Raw genomic sequence first — 23,327 nt, 5'->3', positions numbered from 1 at the left:
TAGGTTTGCGCCTGGCCCGGGAGCCGTCGGGCTTCCTGCGGTGCTGCTCCTAGCGTGAAGCCATGGCGCGTGAGACGGCAGAGCCCACGGGTGCTGGGCGACTCAGACGACGGGACCAGCCGAGCTGGGATGAGATCATGCACCCCCGCACCCCGACAGACGCGGATGAGGAGGAGCAGCAGCTCGGCCGACGCGAGCGAATGCGCACGGCACGGCGGGAACGTTATGCGTCACCCACCCGATTTCGGGTGGGAGCAGCGGCTGTCGTCCTGCCCGTCATCACCGTGCTCGCGTGGCTGGTGGTGTCTTGGGTGACAGGTGCCCACAACCCATTGTCCAGCTCGTCCTCCCAGGACCTCCCGGAGGCTCCGACACTTCACGGGGTGCCTGCGGAGACTGCCCAGCCGGCGGAAACCCATCACCGCCTGGTTGAGGAACGGGAGCCCGGGCAGGAGCACGGGCCGGTACTGGTCCATGTGGCGGGTGCGGTCAAAGACCCGCAGGTGGTTGAGCTGGAGACGGGAGCTCGGGTGTATGAGGCCATCGACAGTGCCGGTGGGCTCCGGCTGGACGCAGCGCAGGAGGGCGTGAATCTCGCTGCTGAGGTGACCGACGGCAGTCTCATCTGGGTGCCGACGCGTGATGAGCTGGATGAGGGATTCGTTCCGCCTGGCGGCGGGGGAGACGTAACGGCACCTGCCTCACCCACCGAGGGGGAATCCAGTCTCATCAACATCAACACCGCAGATGCTGCCGAGCTTGAACAGCTGCCCGGCATCGGTCCGGCCCTATCCCAACGGATCGTGACCTATCGCGAAGATCACGGACCCTTCCAGGCGCTTGAGGAGCTGGCCGCAGTCAGCGGGATCGGCCCTGCAATCCTAGAGAATGTCGCCGACATGGTGACGTGGTGAGGCTCTCCCCATGGGGTTCAGAACGCCGGGGTTCAGAACAGCAGGGTTCAGAACACCGCCTTCCCAGCCGGATCAGCCCGAGACACTTCACACGTTGAGCCCAGCACAGGACGCCTCTAAGCCTCTGGACCTGAGGCTGCTGCCGGCGGCACTTGCAGCAGCCGCGGCGGCCCTCTGCGGCGTGCACCTGGAATGGGACCAGTCACGAATACTCGCAGCCGCCTGCGGTGTCGTGTTGTGCCTGGGCCTGCTGCTCGTGTCGATGGTCGGCTGGCCGTTCACTGCCCGAGCTGCAGTGAGGCGGAGTGCGGGGTTTGCGGTGCAGATGGTGCTGTGCGGCACGGTGCTGGTCGCCGTCGCTTGCAGCGTGACCATGACGCAGCGGGGCCATGAGACCAGCGGGTGGAGCGAAGCGGTGAAGAACGCTGGACCCGCGGACATCTCCTTCCGCGTGCTTCATGACCCGCAACCGCTGGCCACATCGGACTTCCAGGGACGCCTGCGTGAGCGGGTGACGGTCCGTGTGGACTCGCTGCACGCTCCCGGAAGTGCCTCGCAGACCCGCACGAACGCGGAAGCGGTGCTCATTCTGCATGAGGATCGACCGGCCCTGCGTCCGGGTCACCGCTACCGAGGCCGCATGAACACACAGGCGACCGAGGCTGGGGACAGTGCCACGGCGGTGCTGCACCCGTGGGGAGATGAGGAGATCGTGCCCCTACCGGCTGACCGGCTCAGCGCGGTGATGGACGTCTTCTCCGATCTGCGCGCATCGACGGTTCAGGCTGCACAGTCGACGGTGGGTGATGCCCCCGCGGTCCTGCCCGGAGTCATACTCGGGGACCGAACGCAAATGAGCACTGACCTGAAGAAGGCCATCTATGACTCCGGGCTCTCTCACCTCACGGTCGTCAGCGGCACCCACTGCGGGCTTCTGATGGGGGCACTGCTGATGCTGCTGCGTCTGCTCAGAGCACCTCGGTGGAGCACGCTGCCGACGCTGATCGGGGCACTGATTCTTTTCGTGCTGCTCGTACAGCCAGCGCCTAGTGTGATCCGTGCAGCGGTGATGGGCTCCATCGGAGCTCTGGCGGTCTTCGCCGGTCGGGGCAGAGCGTCATCAGCCCTGTTGTGCACCACCGTGGTGGTGCTGCTGATAGGAAACCCGTGGTATATCACGCAGCCGGCCTTCCAGCTCTCGGTCTGCGCTACGGCGGGCATTGTTCTTGTCGGGCATCGTCTGCGTCAGGTCCTGCAGAGGGTCATGCCGGGCATAGTTGCTGCGCCACTTGCGCTGGCCGCCTCAGCCCAGGTGTTCGTGACACCGGTGCTGCTTCCCCTGGTGGAGGGGATCAACACGTACAGTGTCCCGGCGAATCTGGTGGCGGCTCCGCTGTTGCCTTTCGCTACGGTGCCCGGGACCCTTGCTGCAGTGCTCTCAGCGGCCGTGCCTCCGCTGGCGGGCGGGTTGCTCTGGATAGCGGGATGGCCAGCGGCCGGGATCGGGGCGATCGCTCGAGCCACAGACGCTTTGCCACAGACAGTCGCACCCTGGCCACAGGGAAGCGTGGGGATGGTCCTGGTGGCGATCTATCTGACCGCCGCGCTGCTGGTGTGCCGCCTGCTGGTGCTGAAGAGGAGGCCCGGCCGGGTTCAGCTGATGCTCATCTGCACGGCAGGGGCCGCTGTGGCGGCACTGGTGATCCCCGCGGGAGCATTTCCCCTGGCCCCAACGGCTTCCAGCGTGCACGCGGGGTGGCGTGTAGCCCTGTGCGATGTTGGTCAGGGAGACATGCTCGCGGTGCGGACCGGGGAGCGCGCTGCCGTGGTGATCGATGCGGGGGAGGATCCGGACACTGCTCGAGACTGTTTGATCAATCTGCGGATTGAGACTGTGGAGGTGCTCATGATCACTCACGACCATGCAGACCATTACGGCGGGACTCCTGGTGTGCTGGAGGCAGCAGAGACCCAGCTGATTCTCTACTCCGGTGCTCGGGGGTGGAGCCCCTCGGACTCCGTGGCGGAGCTGGAGGGAAGTCCCGTCCTGCACCGAGCCGAGCCTGGCCAGACAGGGAGTCATCCGGGTCAATACGATGCCTGCCCGTGGCCCGCCTGTGAGGTCACCTGGAAGGTGTGGGCCGCAGCGGACTATCACCGCAACACCAACAACAACTCCCTGGTGGTCGAGTTCACCGTGGGCGGACACGCGTCAGCAGGCGCAGACGGACCCGCGAACGATCCGCTGCGCCTGCTGACCACTGGCGATCTGGAGGAGGAGCTCACCGGATTTCTGCTGAGCACCGGTGGGCTGCCCTCCGAGACCGACATCCTGAAGGTCGCCCACCACGGGGCGGCCAATGGAGGTACTGCGCTGATTGCGGAGACCGGCCCGGACATCGCGCTCATCGGAGTCGGTGAGGACAACTCCTATGGACATCCGGCCCCTGCCATCCTGGAGGCGCTGGACGAGGCCGGCGCCGTGGTCTACCGGACCGACCAGCACGGCACCGTAGTGCTCAGCCAGATGCAGGCCCGGTGGACCGTCAGCAGCATCAGTTGATGACGGGCAGCTTCAGCTCGTCACCGACGTAGATGAGGTTGGGATCCTCGATGAGGTCCTTGTTGGCGCCCCACAGGTCGGTCCACTCCACGCCGAGCTCGTTGGCGATGGAGGTCAGGGAGTCTCCGGAAGCCACGGTGTAGGTCTCCTCCGAGACCTCGACGTTGGTGTTGGGCTGAGCAGTGTAGGCAGGAGTGGTCTGCTGCTGAGGTGCCGGCGCGGGAGCGGGTGCGCTCTGCTGCTGGGGAGCAGGCTGCGGGGCCGGCTGGGGTGCCGGCGCGGGAGCGGGTGCACTCTGCTGCTGGGGAGCAGGCTGCGGGGCCGGCTCCGGTGCAGGAGCAGGTGCCGGTGCACTCTGCTGCTGGGGAGCAGGCTGCGGGGCCGGGGTGGAGCCCGCGGTGCTGGGGCTGCCGGAGAGGCCCAGTCGAGCGGAGCATGCGGGCCATGCGCCCCAGCCCTGAATCGACTGAAGCTTGGTGGCGCGGTTGATCTGCTCTTCCTTGGACGCCTGGTGGGGGTAGCCGGAGCCTCCCACAGCCTGCCAGGACTGCAAGGAGAACTGCAGGCCACCGTAGTAGCCGTTGCCGGTGTTGATGGACCAGTTGCCGCCGGACTCGCACTCAGCGAGACGGTCCCAGTCGCTGGCTGCGCTGGCGACGGGTGCCTGAGCCACAACTGCGGCGCCGGCGAGGGTAGCTGCGGCCATGGAGCCGCCGAGGATCTTCTTGAAAGTCTGCATAGTCATTCAGTGTGCGAAGCTCCCGCCGCTCGGATCCTCCCGGATCCTTCTCACGTCACCGCCCTGGCTTCTTTTCCTCACTTCTTGCTGGTCAATGTCGCCGGTTGCCGACGGGCGGACGGTGTACGGGAGGTGTCGGCTTCCGGCGCTTCTGCGACGTGGCCCTGAGGCTCAGGGCCGATGTGACGGGGCCGGGGAAGAGGGAGCCCAGAAATCACATCAACATCACAGAAGATGTCCGCCATCAAGTAAATGGTCTCGTTTCGATTGCGTCAACCCAGCTCTCGCGCCCCTTTTGAGCCCAAAAACCCCGGAATTACGCGGATCGGAGGCCGTTATCGTCCTGTGATCTTAGTTTCTGTGAGTTTTATGTGAATCCATCCTGCGGAAGCCGAGAAGCTTACGGGACGGGGTTGCGGGCGTCGTACTTCCAGAAGCCGGGAGTCAGGCGCAGCAGGAGTGTAGCGATGAGGATGCACGCTAATCCGCCCGCGATGGAGGTCCAATGCTCCCCTATCACGCTCGCGGCACCGCCCGAAAGCATCTCGCCGAGTCGGGGCCCGCCCGCCACGACGACGATGAATACGCCCTGAAGGCGCCCCCTCAGATGATCCGGGGTTGCGGACTGCAGAATGGTGGTGCGGAAGATCGCCGAGACAGAATCGGCAACCCCTGCCAGCATCAGGCACGCCGCAGCCGGCCACACCCACCAGGTCACCGAGCCGTCCGCGGGGACCGGTTCGCGAGAGGCCAGCAGCACCACGAGGCCGAAGGCGGCAATGCACAGTCCCCAGGCCACTACGGACCAGTAAACAGCCACACCCTGGCGCATGATGGTGGTCAGCGGACCCGAGAACAGGCCGGTGAGGAGTGCTCCCAGCGCCATGGCCGCCAGCAGCACGCCGACTGTCAGCTCGCCCCCGCCGAGCATTACGGCTCCGATAGCCGGCAGCAGGGCCCGCGGCATCGCCATGACCATCGCATTGATGTCGATAAGGAAGGTCATCCGCACATTGCGACGTGTGGTCAGGAACCCGAATCCCTCGATGACAGAGCGCAGCCCGACCCGCTTGGGGCCGGCGTCCTCCTCTCGTTCGGGAGGAAGCGAGGGCAGGCGCCAGAGCGCCCACAGTGCGGCCAGGTAGAGGACGACGTCGATCGTGTATGTCCAGGCGAAACCGATGGAGGCTACAAGAACACCGCCCAGGAGCGGTCCGGCCATCATGGAAACAGACATGGTGACCATGTTCAGCGCGTTGGCCGCAGGAAGGAGCTCCTTTCCGACCAACGCCGGAATGATGGCCCCGCGGGTCGGCTGGTTGACCCCCTGTGCGCCGGAATGCAGTGCGATGAGGCCGTAGAGGACCCAGAGACTCTCCACCCCGAGCCACGCGTGCAGGCAGATTCCGATGGCGGACCCCCACAGCGCAACCGCGGAGACCAGAGCCACTCGCCGACGGTCGTAGTTGTCTGCCAAGGCTCCGCCGTACAGACCGGCCAGAATCAGCGGCACCAAGGCGAAGAACCCTACGAGTCCTACGTAGAAGCTGGACTCCGTGAGCGCATAGACCTCAAGGCTCACGGCGATGAGCGTCAGCTGGGTGCCGACGGCGGCCAGCGTATTGCCGAACCACAGCCGCCGGTAGGCGGGCGAAACCTTCAGGGGAGTGATATCGGCAAGAAATTTCGGCACTGATGAAGTCTATGACTCTAGACTCATGGGTGTGAGTCACCCCAGGACCGTTGAACAGGACAGTCGACGTGCACAGGCCGAGCCCGCCGAGTCAGCCCGATGAACGGGGAGGCAGCAGGTCGCAATGCCGCCGAGAAGGTGATCCGGGTGGCCGCGCTGGTCATTCTTGACGGGCAGCAGAGGGTGCTGACCGTGCGCAAACGAGGAACCAGCCGGTTCATGCAGCCCGGCGGCAAGCCGGAACCGGGCGAGGACGGGCAGCAGACCGCACTGCGCGAGACCCAGGAGGAGATCGGCCTGGTGCTCGAACCGACACAGCTGATCCCTATGGGAACGTTCAGGGCTGCGGCAGCCAACGAGAGCGGCTTCCAGGTGGTCTGCGAGAACTATCTGGTGACCCTAGGAGAGCAAGCGCCGGAGGGTTTGGCGGAACTGCGCCCCGCCGCGGAGATCGAAGAGATCCGCTGGGTGGGCCTGCAGGAGCTGACGCCGGCTCCGGACCTTGCGCCGCTGCTGACGGAGCAGGTCGCGCCCGCAGTGCGCCGTCTCTTAGACCTGCCTGCGCTCTGAAGCCGAGGTGGCACTGGGGTGCTCGGAATCGGGCAGTGCGGTGCGGCTGTACAAGCCGCTGAGAATTTCACGCAGAGGGCTCAGGCGCTGCGGTGGTTCACCCCGGTGCCAGACCAGCCAAACTCCCACGGGCGGAGCATCGGTGATTACCGTATAGCGAATACCGTCGCGCCGATGCTGGTGGGCGGTGGCTTCAGCGCTGACGCCGACACCGTGTCCGGCGCCTAGGGCGTCCAGCCAGGCGTCGACAGAGTCCACATCCATGACCTGCCGGGGACGCTGTCCCTCGGGCCATAGCTGCGGCGTCGTCGTGCCAGCACGTGTGTCCACGATCAGAGGCTGGTCCGCGAAATCCGCCATCTGCAGTCGGTGTCGGCGTGCCCAGGGGTGGTCAGAGGCGAAACCAGCCACGCGACGCTCGGTGCCCACTAGAACGGCATCCCAGTGGCCGCCAACGGGCTCGGTGCGGACCACCGCGACGTCGACCAATCCTTCAGCGAGTCCAGCCAGGGGGCCGGTGCCGCGGACCAGGTCCAACGCCGTCTCCGGGACACGATCTCGCCACTGACGCTGCAGTGCCGCGGTGTGTCGTCCCGCAGCCGCCCAGGCATAGCCGAGCCGCAGGCGCTTCTGCCCGCGTGCCTCGGCCTCCAGACTCTCTGCCAGGCGAAGCAGGTGTCTGCCGCGGATCACGACCTGCTGCCCAACAGGGGTGAGAACTGCTTCGCGCGGCAGACGCCGCACGAGGCGTACGCCCCAGGCATCCTCGAGCGCGCGCAGCGTGCGGGAGACCTGAGCCTGGGAGACGCCCAGCTGGAGGCCCGCATCGGTGAGCGTGCCGTTCTCAGCAATCGCCACGAGGGTGCGGATATGACGGATCTCCCACTGCATACGCCGAGCGTATACGAGCGTGCTTGTATGCATTAGGTGTATGCCATCAAGCGGGTGAGAATCGAGGCTATGGACCACCACAAGTCGCCGTCGGGCACGGGCACCGTCGGACAGAGTCCTGGAGACGTCAGGTCGCGGCTGGATAGTGCCCCCGCGCGGGGCGTAGGCCTCATCGCCATCTCTGCGCTGAGCACGCAGTCTGGGGCTGCCGTGGGCTCTCACGCCTTCGCCACCATGACCCCTGTGGGGGTGGTGGCGGCGCGACAGCTGGTGGCCACAATCGTCCTCTCGGCCCTTGCTCGGCCCCGGTTCTGGCGGTACACCCACCGTCAATGGGGCCCGCTCGTTCTCCTGGCGATTTTCTTCGCCGGCATGAACACCGCCCTCTATGCGGCGGTAGACCGTATCGGGTTAGGCACGGCGGTCACGCTGGAGTTCCTGGGACCGCTGGCTGTTGCGCTGGCCGCGTCGCGGAAGTTGCGCGATGGACTCTGCGCCGCACTCGCTCTGGGAGGCGTGGTGCTGCTGACACGTCCAGGTCCCTCCAGCGACCTCCTGGGTATTTCCTTCGGGCTCATTGCTGCCGGGTGCTGGGCCGGGTACATCCTGACCAATCGTGTGGTGGGCCGCCGGGTCCAAGGGATCGAGGGGGCAGCGGTCGCCACGGGACTCTCAACGTGCGTGATGGTCCCGATCGCCGCCGTCATCGTCTGGCACGCGCAACCCCCGTGGGAGGCTTTCGCGTTCGCCATGGCCTCCGGGCTGCTCTCCTCAGCGGTGCCCTACGCACTGGATCTGATCGTGCTTCGCCACATCAGCCCCCTGGTGTTTGGCCTGGGCATGTCACTGCACCCTTTCTTCGCCGCATTGCTCGGTGCGCTCTTCCTCGCCCAGCATCTGCCGGCGATCGCCTGGGCCGGCATCGGACTGGTCATCGCGGCCAATGCCCTGACGCTGATGGGGCTGCAGCCTGCCCGCAGGCGGCGTCGTGTTGCCCGCTCGACGGCCACCGCTGCGGCGGAACCTCCGGACACCGGCGCCATCGACCTGCAGGCTGATTCGGCCGCCGTGAAATAGCGGCAGCGGGTTGGGCTGGAGCCCCCGCCCGGCCTACAGCAGTGGGCTCAGCGCCCATACCGTGCCGAATGCAGTGAGGCCGAGGATGGTCTGCATGGCCGTCCAAGTCATCAGAGTCTGCTTCTCGCTAAGCCCCAGATAGCGGTTGACCAGCCAGAAGCCTGAGTCGTTGACGTGGGAGAGTACCGTTGCGCCTGCCCCGATCGCCACAACGACCGCACCGATCATCGCCGGGGAGTGTTCTCCGCCTTCCAGCAGGGGCGCCACCATGGCGGCCGCAGTCACGGTGGCGACCGTGCCCGAGCCGAGGGCGATGCGCAGCAGGGCAGCCGCGATGAACGCCAGCACGATGACCGGAATGCCCAGATCCCCGAGGGTGGTTTCGAGGGCGTCGCCCACCCCCGAGTCCTCGAGCACCTGACCGAAGACACCGCCCGCACCAGTGACCAGCAGAATCAGACCCACCGGGGCCAGCGCCTTGGAGGCGACGCTCTGCAGCTGATCCCGCCCCAGGCCGTGCTTCATGCCCAGGACGTAGAAGGCCAGCAGCACGGCGATGATGAGTGCGACGATCGGATCACCGACGAGCGCCAGGATCTCGGCGACCAGGGTGCCCTCTTCCAGCACTGCCTCCGCGACGGTGTTGCCCAGGATCAGGACCAGTGGCACGGCCAGGATCGTGAGGATCAGCCCAAAGTGTGGGGTGGTCTCGGTCGAGGGTGAGTCATCGTCGTCGTCGCCGTCCATGTCTTCGGGCACACCGACATCGACGTAGCGGGCAATGAAGCGACCGTAGAAGACGCCGCTGAGCACGACGGCGGGAATGCCGGCGAGGACGCCCATGGCGATCACCCAGCCCAGGTCGGCTCCCAGGACCCCCGCCGCGGCCACGGGGCCGGGGGTGGGCGGCACCAGACTGTGTCCGGCGCTGATGCCGGCCAGCAGCGGCAGCGCCAGCCCTACCAGCGCCACCTGTGCCTTGCGGGCCAGGCTGTAGACCAGCGGCATGAGCATGACCAGCAGCACATCGAAGAACACCGGTATCGCCAGAATGAAACCTGTCAGACCCAACGACCACGGCAGTCGCTTCTCCCCGAAGGCTTCGACCAGTGTGTCCGCGATTTTCTCGGCGGCGCCAGTGACTTTCAGCACGTGACCGAACATGGCTCCGAGGCCCACGATGATGGCGACGAAGCCGAGCACACCGCCCATGCCCTCTTCGACGGTGTCAATGACCTCGCTCAGAGGGATGCCCACCACTATTGCGGTGATGATGCTCGTCACCAGGAGCGCGACAAAGGCGTGCAGCTTGAGCTGCATGATCAGCAGGAAGAGGATGACGACGGCGCCGAGGACGGAGATGAGCAGGGCGGCAGTGGTTACGGAGGGCTCCCTGAACGCGCGGGTATCTGTTCCCACGTCACCGTAGAGGGGCCAAGTCAATGTGCGCGCAACGACACCTGGGTATGACGTGTGCGCATGGTGTACGCGTTCTGCAGAGGCGGACTTACAGAACGCGGCCGGTGCGGCGCACGTGACGTGCCAGGCGCAACAGTCCCTCGTCGATGCTGACGGCCGGCGTCCACTCCAGCAGCTCACGCGTGCGTCGCTGGTCGAACCAGTGCGCCGTGGAAAGCTGCTCAGCCAAGAACTTGGTCATGGGTGGCTCATCCGCGTGGGGGCCCGTCCACGCCCACGCCTTCTCGATGGCTAGTCCTGCAGCTTTGGCCACGGCCGGCGGCACGCGCAGGCGGGGCTGTTTGGCACCGCCAGCTTCGGCGATGCCCATGATGAGCTCTCCGATGGGGCGCGGTTCACCATTGGTCAGTACGAGACGCTCACCGGCGATGAGCGGCAGCCGTCGCAGACCAGCCACGAATGCCTCCACCGCGTTGTCGATGTACAGGGTGTCGACCAGAGGTGCACCAGTGCCCAGCAGGGGGAGCCGCCCCGAGCGAGCTCTGTCGATGATGCGTTTGGTCAGCTGTCTGTCGCCGGGGCCCCAGACCAGGTGAGGACGCATAATCACAACGTTCACTCCCGCGGAGCCGCGAGCCTCGGCGATGAGCTCCGCCTCCGCCTTGGTCTGGGCATAGTTGCCCTCCGCGTGAGCGGGATCGGCCGGTCCTGCAGCAGCTCCCACCAGGGAGGCGCCGGAGTGCGCGACGGAGGGGGAGGACACGTAGAGAACGCTCTCTACGCCCGCGGCCCACGCGGCGTCGAAGAGGCGCTCGGTGCCGAGGATGTTGACCTGGACGAAGTCCTCCCGGCGGCCTGAGACAGAGACTTTGGCCGCCATGTGGATGATCGCGTCCTGGCCCTGCACCGCATTGGCCACGGCGCCCTCATCTGTCAGCGAACCCCGGACGTCACGCGCGCCGGTCACACCGGAGGCCGACCGCTGGAAGGTGGTGACCTCGTAGCCGAGCTCCACGAGTCGCCGCGCGACGCTGCGACCGAGCAGGCCCGAGGCGCCGGTGACCAGGATCCGAGAAGGGGGGAGGATCTCTGGCCCGTCTTGGTGGGCCGACGTTGCGGGGGCTGCAGTCATGGTCAGAGGCTCGCCTTCTCTCCTGCCAGCACCGACTCGGCCCAGGACGCCAAGCGGCTGCGGTCGATCTTCGAGTTGTGACGGATGTCGGTGGGCAGCTCCTCCACCACGAGCACCGCTGCCACGGGAGCGTCCCCAGCGGCGCGTCGCACGGCGGAGGCGAACTCGGGGCGAGCCAGGGGGGACCGCCCCACCGAGAGGCTGGCGCTCCGGGTTGCGGAGCGTACGGGTTCGACAATGACGACGACGGCTTGGGTGCCTTCGGGCCCCACTCCCACGGCTGCGCTGCGTGATACTTCGGCGAGGGTGTCCACCGGGGTTTCGACGACGCCTGGTCCGATCGGCCCGGCCGGCGTGGTGATGACGTGCTGGAGACGGCCCTGAATCCACAGGCGTCCCTCCGCGTCAATGTGGCCGATGTCTCCGGTGCGGTGCCACAGCAGACCGTCGGCGGTGTCCCGACGCGACTGCCGGTCGGTGTACCAGAGCCGGTCATAGGCAGCCTTCAGGTGCGCTGCGGAGACGACGATCTCGCTAAGGACCCCGGGTGCCTCTTCGGCCGTGAGGAGGTCCTCAGCCGGACGCCCCAGCTCATCGAGGGGAGCCAGCCGGAAGTGCACGCCGTCGACGGGGCGGCCCACGCACACGCCAGGCTGGGCGGTAGACATGGCCTCATGGACCTGCTCACGAGTGATGTCAGCCTGCAGCAGTCCCTCGGTCATGCCGTAGGGGGTGTGAATCTCGGCGTTGGGGAAGAGGTCCTGCACAGCGTCGAGCAAGTCCGGGTGCACGGGGGCACCGGCGGAGAGCACCAGGCGGATCCGCCGCAGCGCCTGGGATTGCTCTTCCGAGAGTGCCCCAGAGGTATCCACGACGTTGCGCAGCGCTGCGGGGGAGCCGAAGAACATGGTCGCTTTGCCCGCCAGAGCGGCTTCAGCCACAGCCTGAGCCGTGAGCGTGGCCGGCTTGGTCACCGACATGTCGGGAGTCACCGACGTGGCACCAATGGCAGGGCCGAGCAGGGCGAAGGGAGCAAAGCCCGCGATCAGAGAGGCGCCCGGCTTCACGTCAAACTGGCGGCGCAGCAGGGCAACCAGCGCACCCAGGCGTTCGTGGGTGTAGATCACGCCCTTGGCGGGACCCGTGGAGCCCGAGGTGAAGAGCACCGCGGCCTCCGCCTCCGGTGCTGGTGCGGGGACGTTCTGCAGGGCGGCGCCCGCGTGACGGCGCAGCAGCCGCTCCACCGAGGCGACGGTGCCGAGCCATGAGACCTGCTTCTGGGAGAGCGCGTCGACGCTGATGCGCTGTCCCGGCCAGCCCAACGTGCGTGCGACCGTGAGGCCGGGAAGCTCTCCGATGACCCAGTCCGGGCGTGCGCTGCGCACCGCGCGCGTCATCCCCTTCAGCCCCAGTCCGGCGTCGGCGACGACCGCGGCGGCGCCCAGACGCAGGCAGGCATAGAGGATGACGGTCAGTGAGTTGCCGGGCTGAACCAGCAGGGAGACGCGGTGGCCCGGACGCACTCCGAGCTCGTAGAGACCCACGGCGAGGGCCTCGACCTGGTCTTTGAGCTCACCCCAGGTCAGGGTCCGATCAGTCTCAGAGGTGGTCATGTCCACCACGGCGGGGGCACCCTTGTGCCACGTCAGCGTCATGGAATCAAGCTGCTCATGGAGTCCAAGGACTTCTGCGGCAGGGGCGGGGGAAGTCAGAGACTGGCGGCCGGCGTCGTCGTCGAACCGGTCGGAGAGCCATGTGAAGAGAACCTCTGAGATGTTGCGGTCCTCGGCCACCAAATGTCCGGCGCCCTCGAAGCGGTGCAGGTCCGCGTGCGGAATCCGGTCCAGCAGATCGGCCAGGTAGCGGTCGCGGAAGACCGGGTCCTTGGGACCCCAGATGAACAGGGCGGGTTTGTCCCAGGCACGCAGCCCGGCGGACACCTCCTCCAGCACGGTGCGGGAAGCGTGCTGGGCTAGCGCGGGAATATCGGCGACAAATCCGCCAATTCCGCCTCGTCCCAAACGGGAGACATAGGGGGAGCGGTAGGCCTGCCGGACGGTCTCATTGAGGCCGCCCTCGGCCAGGGCGAGGGTCACCCTCAGGAAGCCATCGGTCAGCACGGTGGACACCGGCAGAAGTCCGGGCGCCATGGCGGCACGCAGGGCCGGGGGAACCGGTTCCCCGCTGGGATGGTCCACGGCCGTGTTAAGGGAGACCACTGCGTCGACTGCCTGGTTCTGGCGGGTGGCCCATCCTAGGGAGATGATGCCTCCCCAGTCGTGTCCCAGGGTGACCAGGGGCTTGTCGACCTCCACGTCGAGGGCGTCCATCAGCCCGTCGAGGTCGCCGAGGCGCTGCTCCAGGCGGCGATAGCTGGCTGCTTCAGCATGCGGGGCCTCAGGGTGGGCCAGACGATCGGAGTAGCCCATGTCCAACTGGTCCGGTGCGATGACCCGCCAGGCCTGGCCACCCTGGGCTGCGGACTGCTCTGCCCGCTCGACTGCCGCGGCGAGGACACCGCGCCACAGATAGGACCAGGTGGGGTTGCCGTGGACAGCAAGAATCGTGCCGGTGGGGGTGATGCCGCGGGCACGAAGCGCCGGACCGTTGTCCAGCACGTGGAAGGTGTGCTCACCGTCGTCGGTCTTGGCCCTGACCAGTCGCGACCACTCTGGGTCGACGCCGGGAAAGCGGGAGGGCGCATCGGCAAAGACATCGAAAGGACGGCGTGCCGAGGCCGCGGGAATCTCCCGCCACGGGCTTAGGTCCGAAGGAAGTGCGGACAGGGTGCTGCGCAGGGGGTTCACCAGGTGATCTCCAGCATCGCGGTGTTCAGGCCGGATCCCACGCCCATGCACAGCACGCGGGAACCGCGTTGGAGGTTCTCCGCCTCGCGGGCCAGCGTGATCGGCAGCGAGGCGGGGCCCACGTTGCCGAGTTCGGGGTAGGTCACCGGGACCTTCTTCTTGTCGAGTTTGGCGGCCTTGACGATCGAGGAGGTGTGCAGCTGGGAGACCTGGTGGGTGACGTAGGAGTCCATGTTCTCCCAGTCGAACTCCTCCTTGGCGTCCTCCCAGGCGTCCATCACTAGCTCGAGCCCACCTTCAAGAAGGCCGCGCGCATCGGTGAACATCCCGCGGTGGTCGCCGACGCAGAGCTCATGGTGCTGAGTCGCGGCCCGGGTCACTCCACCGTGGATGCGGTGACCTTCAGGATGCTCATCTGCGGGGCCGATGACGGCTGCAGCGGCACCGCAGCCCAGCGTGAGGGAGGCGAATTCCTTCATGAAGTCCTCACGGACCACTTGTTCGAGCGAATTGATGCGCTCCACCGTGGCGTCCTGCACCTTGCGCGCGTCTTCACCGTTGACGATGAGCACATACTTCGCCTGCCCGGAGTCGATCATGCTGCTGGCCAGAGTCATGGCGTTGACGAAGCCGAGGCAGGCGTTGGTGATGTCGAAGTTCATGGCCGAGCTGGGAAGCCCCAACTCGTGATGGACGCCGACGGCTACGGAGGGCTCAAGGTGCTCACGGGTCACCGAGGTGTTGATCATCACGGTCACATCCGCCGGGTCGACGCCGGCCGCGCTCAGGGCTTTGCGCGCTGCCTCTACGGTCGCGGTGCGCACGTCGCCGTCAGCGCGCCAGTTTCGGCGGGCTTTCACGCCGGCCACGCGCTGGAGCAAGCCGGTGGGCAGCTTCAGGCGCTTCAGTGCCTCTGCCAGGCGCTTATCCAAGTCCTTGGACGTGAGCACCTCGGGCGCCTCGACCTCGGCTACCGACAGCAATGCGGCATTGCGGTGGTGAAAAACGGCATTTCCCTGGCGACGATTTGGCAGCACCGCTCCATTATCTCGATTCGCCTCGTCAGCCGCGAATCGCTCGGCTCGTGGTGAAATTGTCCGACCTGGCTCAGCCGGACAGCGTGGGACCACCAGGCTTCGGCGATACCATGGAATCCATGACGCTGAGCCACAACAACCCCTCGGGTGCCCCCACGCTGAGCCTGAAGCAGGCGATCGAGCGCGGCGGGTTCTACCCCTCTCTGGTCCACCACACGGTGACGGAGGCCCTGGACGGGCGGGAGGCCACACACCAGATCGTGCACGTGGACACCCATTTCGATATGGAAGAGGTGCACCGTCACATCACTGTGCTGGCTCTGGCGGAGGATATCGTCGTCGTCGCGCACCTAGATGATCACGATGCCGATGATGAGCCCGGCAGCTACAGCCATGATGAGCCCTCCAGCTCCGCCTCGGCCGAGGTGCATGCCCGCATCTCCACCGAGGTGGTGCCCGTTTCCCGAATCGGCTCCCTCATTCTCTCGGAGGTGCATCGGCGTCCTGACCGCTTCCACCCCGAACGCGGACTGGCTGAGGTCACCCTGAATATGAACTGGACGGGCGGGGCGCGGTTTGACTCCATGCCGGCCGACTGCGGAAACCCGGACTGCATGGCTGACCACGGTGACACCGGAACCGTGGTGCCCGAGGACATCGTGCTGCGTATCGCCGCTACAGCGGAAGGTGATACGGCCGTGGACGAAGCGCGGGGATTCGTTCGCGCGCTGCGCCGCGCCGTCATCAAATATGCTCGCTGAGACCCTTCCCCCGGCGCCCGACTATGACGGTGGGCACCTGCGCCACGTCATGACATCGGCGGCCGCGGCACTGGGTCTCGAGGGTTTCCAGAACCGATTGGGCATTGCGGAGGCGAGCATCGCCGTCGTCGTCCTGGCGGACGGGCTCGGGGACCACCAGCTCGCTGCGCACACCGGACACGCCCGCTTCCTCGCCTCTGCCTGGCGGCGGGCCAGCACGGGACGGACGCTGGATTCCGGAGCGCCGACGACGACGGCATCCTCCCTCTCCTGCCTGGGGACCGGGCTGACTCCGGGGGAGCACGGCATGGTCGGATACGACCTTCGTGACCCTTCCACGGGTCGAGTGGTCAATATGCTCGGCGGATGGGACAGTGCGGTGGATCCGCATGCCTGGCAGCCGCACCCCACCGTCCTGGGTCGGGCTCAGGCGCAGGGAGCCGCGGTGCTGACCGCCTCGCGCGCGGAGTTTGCCGAGAGCGGTCTGACGCAGGCGGTGCTCTCGGGGGGAGAATTCGTCGGGGCCACCAGGATCGACGCCCGCTTCCGCGCGGCGCTTGACTGGATACTGGCCCAGCGCGCAGGAACCGGGGCCTCCCGTCAGGGGCCGCCGCAGCCGATACTGGTCTATCTCTATGTGGATGAGCTGGACAAAACCGGGCATAAATACGGTGTGGACTCTGACCAGTGGCGCGTCATTCTGGAGGCGTTGGATGCCGCCGCGGAACAGTTCTGCGGTGAGCTGAGCAGGCGCTGGGGTCGTCAGGCGTCGGTGCTGTTGAGCGCAGATCACGGCATGGTGACCGTGCCTGAATCCGGCAAGACCGACATCAGTGCCTGGCCTGATCTGATGGCGTCGGTCCACGTGACCGCGGGCGAACCGCGGTTCCTGCACCTCTACACGGAACCTGAGCCGGGTGGTAGTGCCACCACCTCTGCAGCTCACGAGGTGGCTCGCCGGTGGCGCGAGGCGTTGGGGGAGCGGGCCTGGATTCTCACGCGCGAGGAGGCCCTGCGCGCGGGGTGGTTTACCGGCGACGAGAGCGCGGCGGAACCTTGGGTGCTGCCACGCCTCGGCGACGTCATGGTTGCGGCGAAGGAGGGGCAGGCCTTCTACGACCTGGCGCGCACTGGCACCGGACCGCTGACCATGGTGGGCCAGCACGGCTCCTTTACCGAGGCGGAGCGGAGAGTTCCGCTGCTGGAACTTACCGGCCGGCCGTTCGTGAGCGTCTGAGCCGAACTGCCGCGCCCTCGGCACAAAGTGTCGGATTCACCGTGCCCTCCCGGTGGTCTCGCCCAAAGAGGCGCCGCAAATCCGAGAATTCTTGAAGATGCGCGTGGAGGGGTTTCCCCGCCCGCGGAACCAGCTCAGTCTTTGGACCCGAACAGAATGTCGTCCCATTTGGGCATGGAGGGCCGTCGGCTGGTGGAACGTCGTGGTTTCTTAGGGGCTGATACTGGCTGCTCAGCCTCGCGCTGCGGAGCCGACCCGGGTCGACCATCGCCGGCGGAGGGTTCCGCGGCGGAGCCGGAAGCGGCCTCTTCGCTGACTGGCGAATCGTCGTCGTCGGCCCCGTCGGCATAGCTGAATCCCCAGGCGTCGGTGCCGGAGGGCCCCTCCCCTGCAGAGTCGGGGTCGGCTTTGGGGGCCACATCGTGCTCCGCGGCTGCGCCGGACTCGGTGTGCGGAGACTCTGCACCGTCGGAGTCATCTGCTGCGGTCCCGGGGATTCTCAGGCCCGGAATGGGACCGGTGTGGTGTTCCCCGTCATCGACCGGGCGCAGCGGCCGTGGTGCCGCGTGCGGCTGTTCATCTCGGGTGAGGAGGGTCGCGAGCTTGTCATCGCCGTCGGTGTCGGTGCCGAGTCGCTGGCCCCGACGGGCCCTGAGAATATCCAGCAGATCTTCGGCGTCGTGGCCTGCGCCCTCAGCGGTCGCATTCTCCAGCACTGCTCCAGACTCGACTCCCTGTGCTGCGCGTTCAGCGTGCGGTGCCCGGGTCCGCGTGGGGCTCTCGACGTTGAAGGGCTCCTCGACGGCGGTGAGCCGGCGGCCGCTCCGTCTGCTCGCGGTGCCTGAGGCAGAGTGGGGCAGTGAACCCAGGTGTTCGGCCCACTCGTTGGCCGGACGCAGTTGGCGGGCGGCGGGATCGAAGCTCCACTCGGCCGGCGGCTGGGCGCCGATCGTGCGCGTGTGCGCATCAGAGGTCTCGAGACGGAAATCGCAGATCACGGTCCAGAGGCCGTTCTCCTTGCGCCAGGAATCCCACCGCACGGTGGAGAGGTCCACTCCGACGGCCCGAAGGCGCACCTTGACCATGGCCTCCAGCGTGGCTGGCGCATCGCCAAAGGCCAGACGATGATTCTCCGCCGTGGAGGCCGCTGCCACCTGGGTGTCGCGGGCCCGCTGCGTCATATAGAAGCGCTCATCGATGACCGGGCCTGCATACCGCAGCACGTGCTCTTTGGAGAGCCCCGTAGCCTCGACGACCTCTTCGACGGTCGCCCCGTGCCGCAGGGTGGCCTGGATCTCGCGGGGGGAGTGCTGGGCGCTGGAGGCTTCGGGGGCCGAGCGGCCTTCGGTCTGGGATCGCGTGACCGCACGGCGCAGGGCTTCATCCAGGGGCAGGGCGTATTCCGTCCCAGCCTCATCCGAGAGGATCAGCTGCGGGGCCTTCCCCTCGGTGTTGACCCCCACAATCCGCAGGTGGTGCATCTGTTCTGGTTCCTCCAGGCCGCGATCACAATCTTGTTCTGGCCACTGTATCGCGCACCCGCAGGGCCTGTGCCGGCGATGCTCAACCCCGTCTCGAAGGTGGGGCTCCGGTGCCCCTGACGCACCGATTTGTGCAGAACGGTCCGATACGACACAATCTGTGCGACCTGTTTATCCCCTCCCGCTCTGACCTGCGGGTGAGGACTCCCCAGATACGACGAGTGGAGCGCTGACCATGGCTACCGATTACGATGCGCCGCGCAAGAATGACGACGACGTCAACGAGGATTCAATCGAGGAGCTGAAGAACCGCTCTTCCAACCGCCAGTCCGCCGTCGTTGACGAGGATGAGGCCGAAGCGGCCGAGGGCTTTGAGCTTCCCGGAGCGGATCTTTCCGACGAGGAGCTCCAGGTCCGCGTGCTGCCGGCACAGTCCGATGAGTTCACCTGCAGCTCCTGCTTCCTGGTGCGCCACCGCTCTCAGGCCGTGGAGTCCAACGGGCAGCTGGTGTGCCTGGACTGCGAGTCCTAAGGGCTCTGCATTTCCCCTTCTAGAGAACGTGAGGGGCGATGACGGCAACGGCGCCGTCATCGCCCCTCACGTTTTTCGTGCACTTTGGGACCGTCACGCTCTGATTCTCAGACCACGGTGCCCAGGACAGCCGAACTCAGTCGCTCGTCACGAAGCCGCTGCTCACTCCGTGACGGAGACACCCGACTCGACCACGGGCTCCTGTGAGCCCAGCGCTGCCAGAACGCGCTCGGGGTGGCGGGTGGAGAACAGCCAGTAGGGTGTGGCGTCATTCGGGTCAGTGATCTCTGCCGTGATCACCGGGTCGATCCATCCCCGGATGCACTGGTAACTGCGCGCGTCAAAGCCGGGCCCCAGCTGCTCCCTGGCGGCCTGACCGCGGTGTCCGACAACGCGTCCCAGATGCGCGGCTTCGATCTGAGCCCGTCCGACCCGCAGCGTGCCGTCGCGCACCTCAACTGTGGGGGTGGTGACGATGAGGGCGAAGACGCACAGTGCCACGCCGACCACCAGCGCCAGCACTCCGAAGGTGACATCAATGGGGAAGAACATCACAGAGATCGAGGCACCCACAATGACGGCGGTGACCCACAGCCACCACGCTGGCCAGAGCTTCTCCTGATACACCTGGTGCTCATTGACGTTCTCAGGGGAGACGACAGAATCCATACCCCCATCCTCTCACTAGTAGACTCGTGAGCGTGAACGAGATAGAGGTCCCGATCAGGCGGCTCGACCCTGATCTTCCGCCGCCCGGATACGCTCACCCAGGAGACGCCGGAGCAGACCTTGTCGCCGCCGAAGACGTGGAGCTGGCTCCCGGCGAACGTCGCTTGGTTCCCACCGGAATCGCCGTCGCCATACCGCAGGGATGGGTCGGGCTGATCCACCCTCGTAGCGGACTGGCCGTGAAGCACGGGATCAGCATGGTCAACACCCCCGGAACGATCGACGCCGGATATCGCGGCGAGATCAAGGTGCTCCTGATCAACACCGATCCCGCCGAGACCGCTCGGTTCAGCCGCGGCGATCGCATCGCTCAACTGCTCTTCCAGCGCGTCGACCAGGCGCGCTTCGTCGAAGTCGAAGAACTGCCCGAGAGCGTCCGGGGCGCCGGAGGATTCGGATCCAGCGGCCTGAGCACGCTCGGCTGAGACGACCACCTAACATCAGAGAAGGAGAGGCATGCTCTTCGGGAGAAAGAAGAAGGACCAGCCCAAGAAGCCGGCCACCATCAAAGAGGCTCTGGCCCAGGAGGCTGACGACGCCGAGGTGGAGGTCACCGAGTCCGAGGTTGGGGACCAGCAGGAGCTTGTGAACGAGGAGGCGGATTTCGCCGTCCAGGAGGCCGCCGCGGTGGAAGGCTCCCCGCAGGAGGGCGCGACTGCTGCACCAGACCCGGCGGTCGGGCCGAAGGACGCCTCAGAGGTGGAATCCACCCAGGGATACCTCGACTTCGGTGCGATTCTGGTTCCGGCAGCCAAAGAGCAGAAGGTCCGACTGGACATTGACCAGAAGACCAAGCGGGTGGTCTCCCTCACGATCGCCGTCGGGGAAGCCAGTATTCAGCTCCAGGCCTTCTCCGCTCCGAAATCGGGAGGAATCTGGGACGACGTGCGTCACCAGATCGAAGAGTCGGTGGTCAAGCAGAAGGGCCGCGTGAAGCACCTGGACGGGCGTTTCGGCAAAGAGCTGCACGCGCGGGTTCCGACCGTGCTGAAGGACGGGCGCCAGGGATGGCGCGCTGCCCGGTTCATCGGGTTCGAGGGCAACCGCTGGTTCCTGCGGGGAGTCATCGGCGGCCGCGGTGCCATCGATCGCAAGGCTTCCGAAGGCGTCGAAGACCTGTTCTCCCGTCTGGTGGTTGCCCGCGGCAGCGAGCCCCTGCCTCCGCGTGAGTTACTTCCGCTGCGTCCGCCCAAGGGAGCCAAGCGCGTGGTGGTGCCACGCCAGGGTCAGCAGGGCTCGGGCAACGGCGTCGCAGGCAACGGAGTCCCTCCGCAGGCGCAGGGCAACAACGGTGCACAGTCTGGAGGGCAATGACTCCTGAGTCCCGCGCAGCGGAGGAAGAGAACCGTGAGGGCGCCTCGGACCGGGTAGGGCGGCAGCTTTCCGGCTCCGCTGCACAGAAACTCACTACCCGCGACGACGGGTCCCTGGACGTGATGTCCTCCATCGGGGGGTGGCGCGGGCTGGTCGAGGCATCGCTGCCCGCGGCGGCCTTCATCACGGCCTACCTCATTGTTGACGAGCTGAGCCTAGCTCTGCTGATTGCGCTGGGCATCGGTGCGGCGTTCACCGTGATGCGGCTGCTTCAGCGCGGCAATCTCGTTCAGTCCTTCTCGGGACTGGTCGGCGTCGCCATCTGTGCTGCGTTCGCCTATTTCTCCGGCGAGGCGCGCGACTACTTCCTGCCGGGGTTCTTCATCAACGCCGGCTACCTCATACTCTTCGCGGGCTCGGTGCTGCTGAAGTGGCCGCTCATGGGCCTCATCTTCGGTTTCGTCCGAGGCGAAGGCATCGAATGGCGCCACGACCGAGCCCGACGACGCCGCTACGCCATGGCCACAGGGATTGTGGCCGCTGTGCTGGCGACCCGTCTGGCCGTGCAGCTGCCGATGTACCTGGCCGACGCCACCGGGCCCCTGGGCACTGCCCGGGTCGTGATGGGTGTCCCGCTATACGCCTTGGCGCTGTGGCTGGGCTGGATGATCACGCGAGACCCCCACGCGCAGGCCCAGCTGCAGGAGAAGGCTATTCAGGAGGAGTCGCGCGAGGAGTCCGACGCCGACGCCGGCGACGTCCGTCCTGGCGGTCAATCGGTCGCGGAGACGAGCGGCGGCGGTGCCCCGGCCTCGGAACGGACCACCCCATGACCTCTGCGCAGATGCTGACCCTGCAGATCGGGCCCATGGCCCACGGCGGGCACTGCATTGCGCGCCACGAGGGGCGAGTAGTCTTCGTCCGGCACGCAGTGCCGGGCGAGACCGTACGGGCGGCCGTCACCGAAGGCGGCGAGGGCGCCAAGTTCTGGCGGGCCGATGTTGTGGAGGTCCTGCGTCCCTCAGACCACCGCCGCAGGCATGTGTGGAAGCAGGCGGATGCCCTGCGGGCCCACGAACTGGGCCGGGTCCCGGTGGGCGGAGCCGACTACGGGCACATCACTGACGCACACCAGCGACGCCTCAAGGGGCATGTCTTCCGGGACGCTCTCGCGCGCATCGGCGGTATTGATCTAGCTGACATGAGACTGCCCGGTCTTCCGGCAGACGGCGAGCTGCACGTGGAACCCGTGGAGCCGATCTCGCCCGGAGGCCTGCACTGGCGGACCCGCGTCAGCTTCGGCGTCACCGGTTCGGGCGGTCTGGGCATGAAACCATTCCGCAGCCATGACCTCGTGGAGCTGCGCAGCATGCCTCTGGCCGTCGAGGCACTGGGCGAATCCACCCTCTTCAGCTGGGACTTCCAGCACGCGACCACCGTGGATGTGGTGGCACCCGGCGGTGCGGGTCCGCTGGCCCTGATCGTCCATGTCGAGGTCACTGAGGGCGAGGAGGCGGACTCTGCGGTGGCAGAGCTCACCGAGCGCCTTCGGCGCCAGGCGGGCCAGGCCTCTGGTGTGCAGAGCATCACGCTGGCCCTGCGGCACGCACCGCCGGCATCCACTGCTCGCCCCCCGGGCAGCGCTGGCGGCTCACGAGCCGCCGTGGCGCGTCGCTCGGGGCGCAGGGGCAAAGCGCTGGGGACACCGACTCCCACGCGCGTGGAGTACCGCTGCATCGTGGGGGAGCGGACCGTCAGGGAACCGCTCCCGTCGGGGTTCGCTGCTCCGGAAGGTCAGCGAGAGAGTGTGCAGATCGCGCCGGAAGGCTTCTGGCAGATACATCGGGGAGCACCCCGGGCCCTAGTCTCTGCCGCGGTCGAGATGTCCCAGGTGGCACCGGGAGACAGCGCAGCAGACCTCTACGCAGGAGCCGGGCTGTTCACGGCCTGGCTGGCTGGTTCAGTCGGGTCCGCCGGGCACGTACTGTCGGTGGAAGCCGCCGGGGTCTCGCATGAGGCGGCCGTTGAGCTGTTCCAGGGCGTGTCTCACGTCCACCCGGTGGGGCAGCCCGTGGAGCGCACGCTGCAACGGCTGACGGAGATGCCAGGCCGGCCCCGGCTGGTTCTCCTGGATCCGCCGCGTGCCGGAGCCGGGCAACGAGTCATTGCGGGACTGGACGCTGTTGCTCCCGAGCAGATTCTCTACGTCTCCTGTGACCCGGCCTCCTTCGCCAGAGACGCCAAGCAGCTGCTGAGTCTCGGGTGGCGCCTGCGGCGGCTGCGCGTCCTGGACATGTACCCCAATACCCATCACATGGAATCAGTGGCGCTCTTCACCCACTAAGTGCCGTTCATAGGCTGGACCGTGTCACCTGTCCCCGAATTTTATTTTGAGGTGCAACACTGATTGGTCTGTTCTGATTGTAGGTGT

20 protein-coding genes are annotated in these 23,327 nt (G+C 66.8%); 11 read left to right on the top strand and 9 right to left on the bottom strand.

All coding sequences use genetic code 11. The features are described from left to right. The first annotated feature begins 62 nt into the window (after positions 1-62). Together RH857_RS08090 and RH857_RS08085 are read left to right on the top strand one after the other, a co-directional pair. Positions 63-914, top strand: a complete 852-nt coding sequence (locus RH857_RS08090) for a ComEA family DNA-binding protein (RefSeq protein WP_310537468.1) — start codon at positions 63-65, stop codon at positions 912-914. Between the two features lie 94 nt (positions 915-1,008). Further along, entirely contained in the window at positions 1,009-3,477 is a 2,469-nt protein-coding gene (locus tag RH857_RS08085) for a ComEC/Rec2 family competence protein (protein ID WP_310537467.1), read from the top strand. On the opposite strand, the gene rpf is transcribed toward RH857_RS08085, so the two are convergent. After that, positions 3,470-4,216, bottom strand: coding sequence for a resuscitation-promoting factor Rpf (rpf, locus tag RH857_RS08080; RefSeq protein WP_310537466.1), 747 nt, complete (start codon positions 4,214-4,216; stop codon positions 3,470-3,472). The two genes, RH857_RS08085 and rpf, sit on opposite strands and share 8 nt — an antisense overlap. 400 nt (positions 4,217-4,616) lie before the next feature. Next, positions 4,617-5,909 carry an MFS transporter gene (locus RH857_RS08075; RefSeq protein ID WP_310537465.1) on the bottom strand — a complete coding sequence of 431 codons (1,293 nt, stop codon included), beginning with the start codon at positions 5,907-5,909 and terminating at the stop codon, positions 4,617-4,619. Between the two features lie 99 nt (positions 5,910-6,008). On the opposite strand from RH857_RS08075, the gene RH857_RS08070 reads away from it, so the two are divergent. Beyond that, complete coding sequence (locus RH857_RS08070) at positions 6,009-6,479, top strand: NUDIX hydrolase (RefSeq protein WP_310537464.1); 471 nt, start codon at positions 6,009-6,011, stop codon at positions 6,477-6,479. Here RH857_RS08070 and RH857_RS08065 read toward each other — a convergent pair. Next, on the bottom strand, positions 6,459-7,370 hold the full coding sequence (locus RH857_RS08065; RefSeq protein WP_310537463.1) for a LysR family transcriptional regulator: 912 nt from the start codon (positions 7,368-7,370) through the stop codon (positions 6,459-6,461). The two genes, RH857_RS08070 and RH857_RS08065, sit on opposite strands and share 21 nt — an antisense overlap. A gap of 69 nt (positions 7,371-7,439) precedes the next feature. On the opposite strand from RH857_RS08065, the gene RH857_RS08060 reads away from it, so the two are divergent. Next, positions 7,440-8,447 (top strand): EamA family transporter, encoded by a 1,008-nt coding sequence (locus RH857_RS08060; protein WP_310537462.1) that lies wholly within the window; start codon positions 7,440-7,442, stop codon positions 8,445-8,447. A 33-nt stretch (positions 8,448-8,480) separates the two neighbouring features. Here the strand turns inward: RH857_RS08060 and RH857_RS08055 are convergent, their stop codons facing one another. The 4 genes from RH857_RS08055 to RH857_RS08040 form a co-directional block, all read right to left on the bottom strand. Then, entirely contained in the window at positions 8,481-9,866 is a 1,386-nt protein-coding gene (locus RH857_RS08055) for a GntP family permease (protein WP_310537461.1), read from the bottom strand. Between the two features lie 88 nt (positions 9,867-9,954). Continuing rightward, positions 9,955-10,998 (bottom strand): NAD-dependent epimerase/dehydratase family protein, encoded by a 1,044-nt coding sequence (locus tag RH857_RS08050; RefSeq protein ID WP_310537460.1) that lies wholly within the window; start codon positions 10,996-10,998, stop codon positions 9,955-9,957. Between the two features lie 2 nt (positions 10,999-11,000). After that, positions 11,001-13,805, bottom strand: a complete 2,805-nt coding sequence (locus RH857_RS08045) for an alpha/beta fold hydrolase (RefSeq protein ID WP_310537459.1) — start codon at positions 13,803-13,805, stop codon at positions 11,001-11,003. Beyond that, positions 13,802-14,842: a 3-oxoacyl-ACP synthase III gene (locus RH857_RS08040; RefSeq protein WP_310537458.1), complete on the bottom strand. Its 1,041-nt coding sequence runs from the start codon at positions 14,840-14,842 to the stop codon at positions 13,802-13,804. Before RH857_RS08040 ends, RH857_RS08045 begins: the two co-directional genes overlap by 4 nt. A gap of 119 nt (positions 14,843-14,961) precedes the next feature. On the opposite strand from RH857_RS08040, the gene RH857_RS08035 reads away from it, so the two are divergent. Together RH857_RS08035 and RH857_RS08030 are read left to right on the top strand one after the other, a co-directional pair. Beyond that, on the top strand, positions 14,962-15,603 hold the full coding sequence (locus tag RH857_RS08035; RefSeq protein ID WP_310537457.1) for a DUF5998 family protein: 642 nt from the start codon (positions 14,962-14,964) through the stop codon (positions 15,601-15,603). Continuing rightward, complete coding sequence (locus RH857_RS08030; protein ID WP_310537456.1) at positions 15,593-16,840, top strand: alkaline phosphatase family protein; 1,248 nt, start codon at positions 15,593-15,595, stop codon at positions 16,838-16,840. Before RH857_RS08035 ends, RH857_RS08030 begins: the two co-directional genes overlap by 11 nt. A gap of 134 nt (positions 16,841-16,974) precedes the next feature. Here the strand turns inward: RH857_RS08030 and sepH are convergent, their stop codons facing one another. Next, a complete protein-coding gene (gene sepH, locus RH857_RS08025; RefSeq protein ID WP_310537455.1) occupies positions 16,975-18,321 on the bottom strand; it encodes a septation protein SepH in 1,347 nt (448 codons plus the stop codon). A 235-nt stretch (positions 18,322-18,556) separates the two neighbouring features. Here sepH and RH857_RS08020 point away from each other — a divergent pair, with 235 nt between their 5' ends. Further along, on the top strand, positions 18,557-18,853 hold the full coding sequence (locus tag RH857_RS08020) for a DUF4193 domain-containing protein (RefSeq protein ID WP_310537454.1): 297 nt from the start codon (positions 18,557-18,559) through the stop codon (positions 18,851-18,853). A gap of 162 nt (positions 18,854-19,015) precedes the next feature. Here RH857_RS08020 and RH857_RS08015 read toward each other — a convergent pair whose 3' ends face one another. Further along, positions 19,016-19,522, bottom strand: a complete 507-nt coding sequence (locus RH857_RS08015) for a DUF3093 domain-containing protein (protein WP_310537453.1) — start codon at positions 19,520-19,522, stop codon at positions 19,016-19,018. Between the two features lie 32 nt (positions 19,523-19,554). Between RH857_RS08015 and dut the strand changes: the two genes are divergently transcribed. From dut to RH857_RS07995, 4 genes are read left to right on the top strand one after another with little or no spacing between them, the layout of a single operon-like run. Continuing rightward, entirely contained in the window at positions 19,555-20,007 is a 453-nt protein-coding gene (dut, locus tag RH857_RS08010; RefSeq protein WP_374761139.1) for a dUTP diphosphatase, read from the top strand. A gap of 31 nt (positions 20,008-20,038) precedes the next feature. Further along, the gene (locus RH857_RS08005) at positions 20,039-20,896 is read left to right on the top strand and encodes a DUF3710 domain-containing protein (RefSeq protein WP_310537451.1); all 858 of its coding nucleotides are present in this window, start codon (positions 20,039-20,041) and stop codon (positions 20,894-20,896) included. Further along, positions 20,893-21,729 carry a DUF3159 domain-containing protein gene (locus tag RH857_RS08000; RefSeq protein WP_310537450.1) on the top strand — a complete coding sequence of 279 codons (837 nt, stop codon included), beginning with the start codon at positions 20,893-20,895 and terminating at the stop codon, positions 21,727-21,729. Before RH857_RS08005 ends, RH857_RS08000 begins: the two co-directional genes overlap by 4 nt. Beyond that, complete coding sequence (locus RH857_RS07995; protein ID WP_310537449.1) at positions 21,726-23,240, top strand: class I SAM-dependent RNA methyltransferase; 1,515 nt, start codon at positions 21,726-21,728, stop codon at positions 23,238-23,240. The genes RH857_RS08000 and RH857_RS07995 overlap by 4 nt, the downstream gene beginning before the upstream one ends. Positions 23,241-23,327 lie beyond the last annotated feature (87 nt).

Origin of the sequence: Nesterenkonia flava (assembly GCF_031432335.1) — a bacterium.
GTDB lineage: Bacteria > Actinomycetota > Actinomycetes > Actinomycetales > Micrococcaceae > Nesterenkonia > Nesterenkonia flava.
Note: the sequence above shows the minus strand (reverse complement) of the source record. Positions and strands in the feature narration are given on the sequence as shown.

Coding starts and splice junctions, on each gene's coding strand:
- RH857_RS08090 (WP_310537468.1), top strand. CDS start 63: ATGGCGCGTGAGACGGCAGAGCCCACGGGTGCTGGGCGACTCAGACGA.
- rpf (WP_310537466.1), bottom strand. CDS start 4,216: ATGCAGACTTTCAAGAAGATCCTCGGCGGCTCCATGGCCGCAGCTACC.
- RH857_RS08070 (WP_310537464.1), top strand. CDS start 6,009: ATGAACGGGGAGGCAGCAGGTCGCAATGCCGCCGAGAAGGTGATCCGG.
- RH857_RS08065 (WP_310537463.1), bottom strand. CDS start 7,370: ATGCAGTGGGAGATCCGTCATATCCGCACCCTCGTGGCGATTGCTGAG.
- RH857_RS08060 (WP_310537462.1), top strand. CDS start 7,440: ATGGACCACCACAAGTCGCCGTCGGGCACGGGCACCGTCGGACAGAGT.
- RH857_RS08050 (WP_310537460.1), bottom strand. CDS start 10,998: ATGACTGCAGCCCCCGCAACGTCGGCCCACCAAGACGGGCCAGAGATC.
- RH857_RS08035 (WP_310537457.1), top strand. CDS start 14,962: ATGACGCTGAGCCACAACAACCCCTCGGGTGCCCCCACGCTGAGCCTG.
- RH857_RS08030 (WP_310537456.1), top strand. CDS start 15,593: ATGCTCGCTGAGACCCTTCCCCCGGCGCCCGACTATGACGGTGGGCAC.
- sepH (WP_310537455.1), bottom strand. CDS start 18,321: ATGCACCACCTGCGGATTGTGGGGGTCAACACCGAGGGGAAGGCCCCG.
- RH857_RS08020 (WP_310537454.1), top strand. CDS start 18,557: ATGGCTACCGATTACGATGCGCCGCGCAAGAATGACGACGACGTCAAC.
- RH857_RS08015 (WP_310537453.1), bottom strand. CDS start 19,522: ATGGATTCTGTCGTCTCCCCTGAGAACGTCAATGAGCACCAGGTGTAT.
- RH857_RS08005 (WP_310537451.1), top strand. CDS start 20,039: ATGCTCTTCGGGAGAAAGAAGAAGGACCAGCCCAAGAAGCCGGCCACC.
- RH857_RS08000 (WP_310537450.1), top strand. CDS start 20,893: ATGACTCCTGAGTCCCGCGCAGCGGAGGAAGAGAACCGTGAGGGCGCC.
- RH857_RS07995 (WP_310537449.1), top strand. CDS start 21,726: ATGACCTCTGCGCAGATGCTGACCCTGCAGATCGGGCCCATGGCCCAC.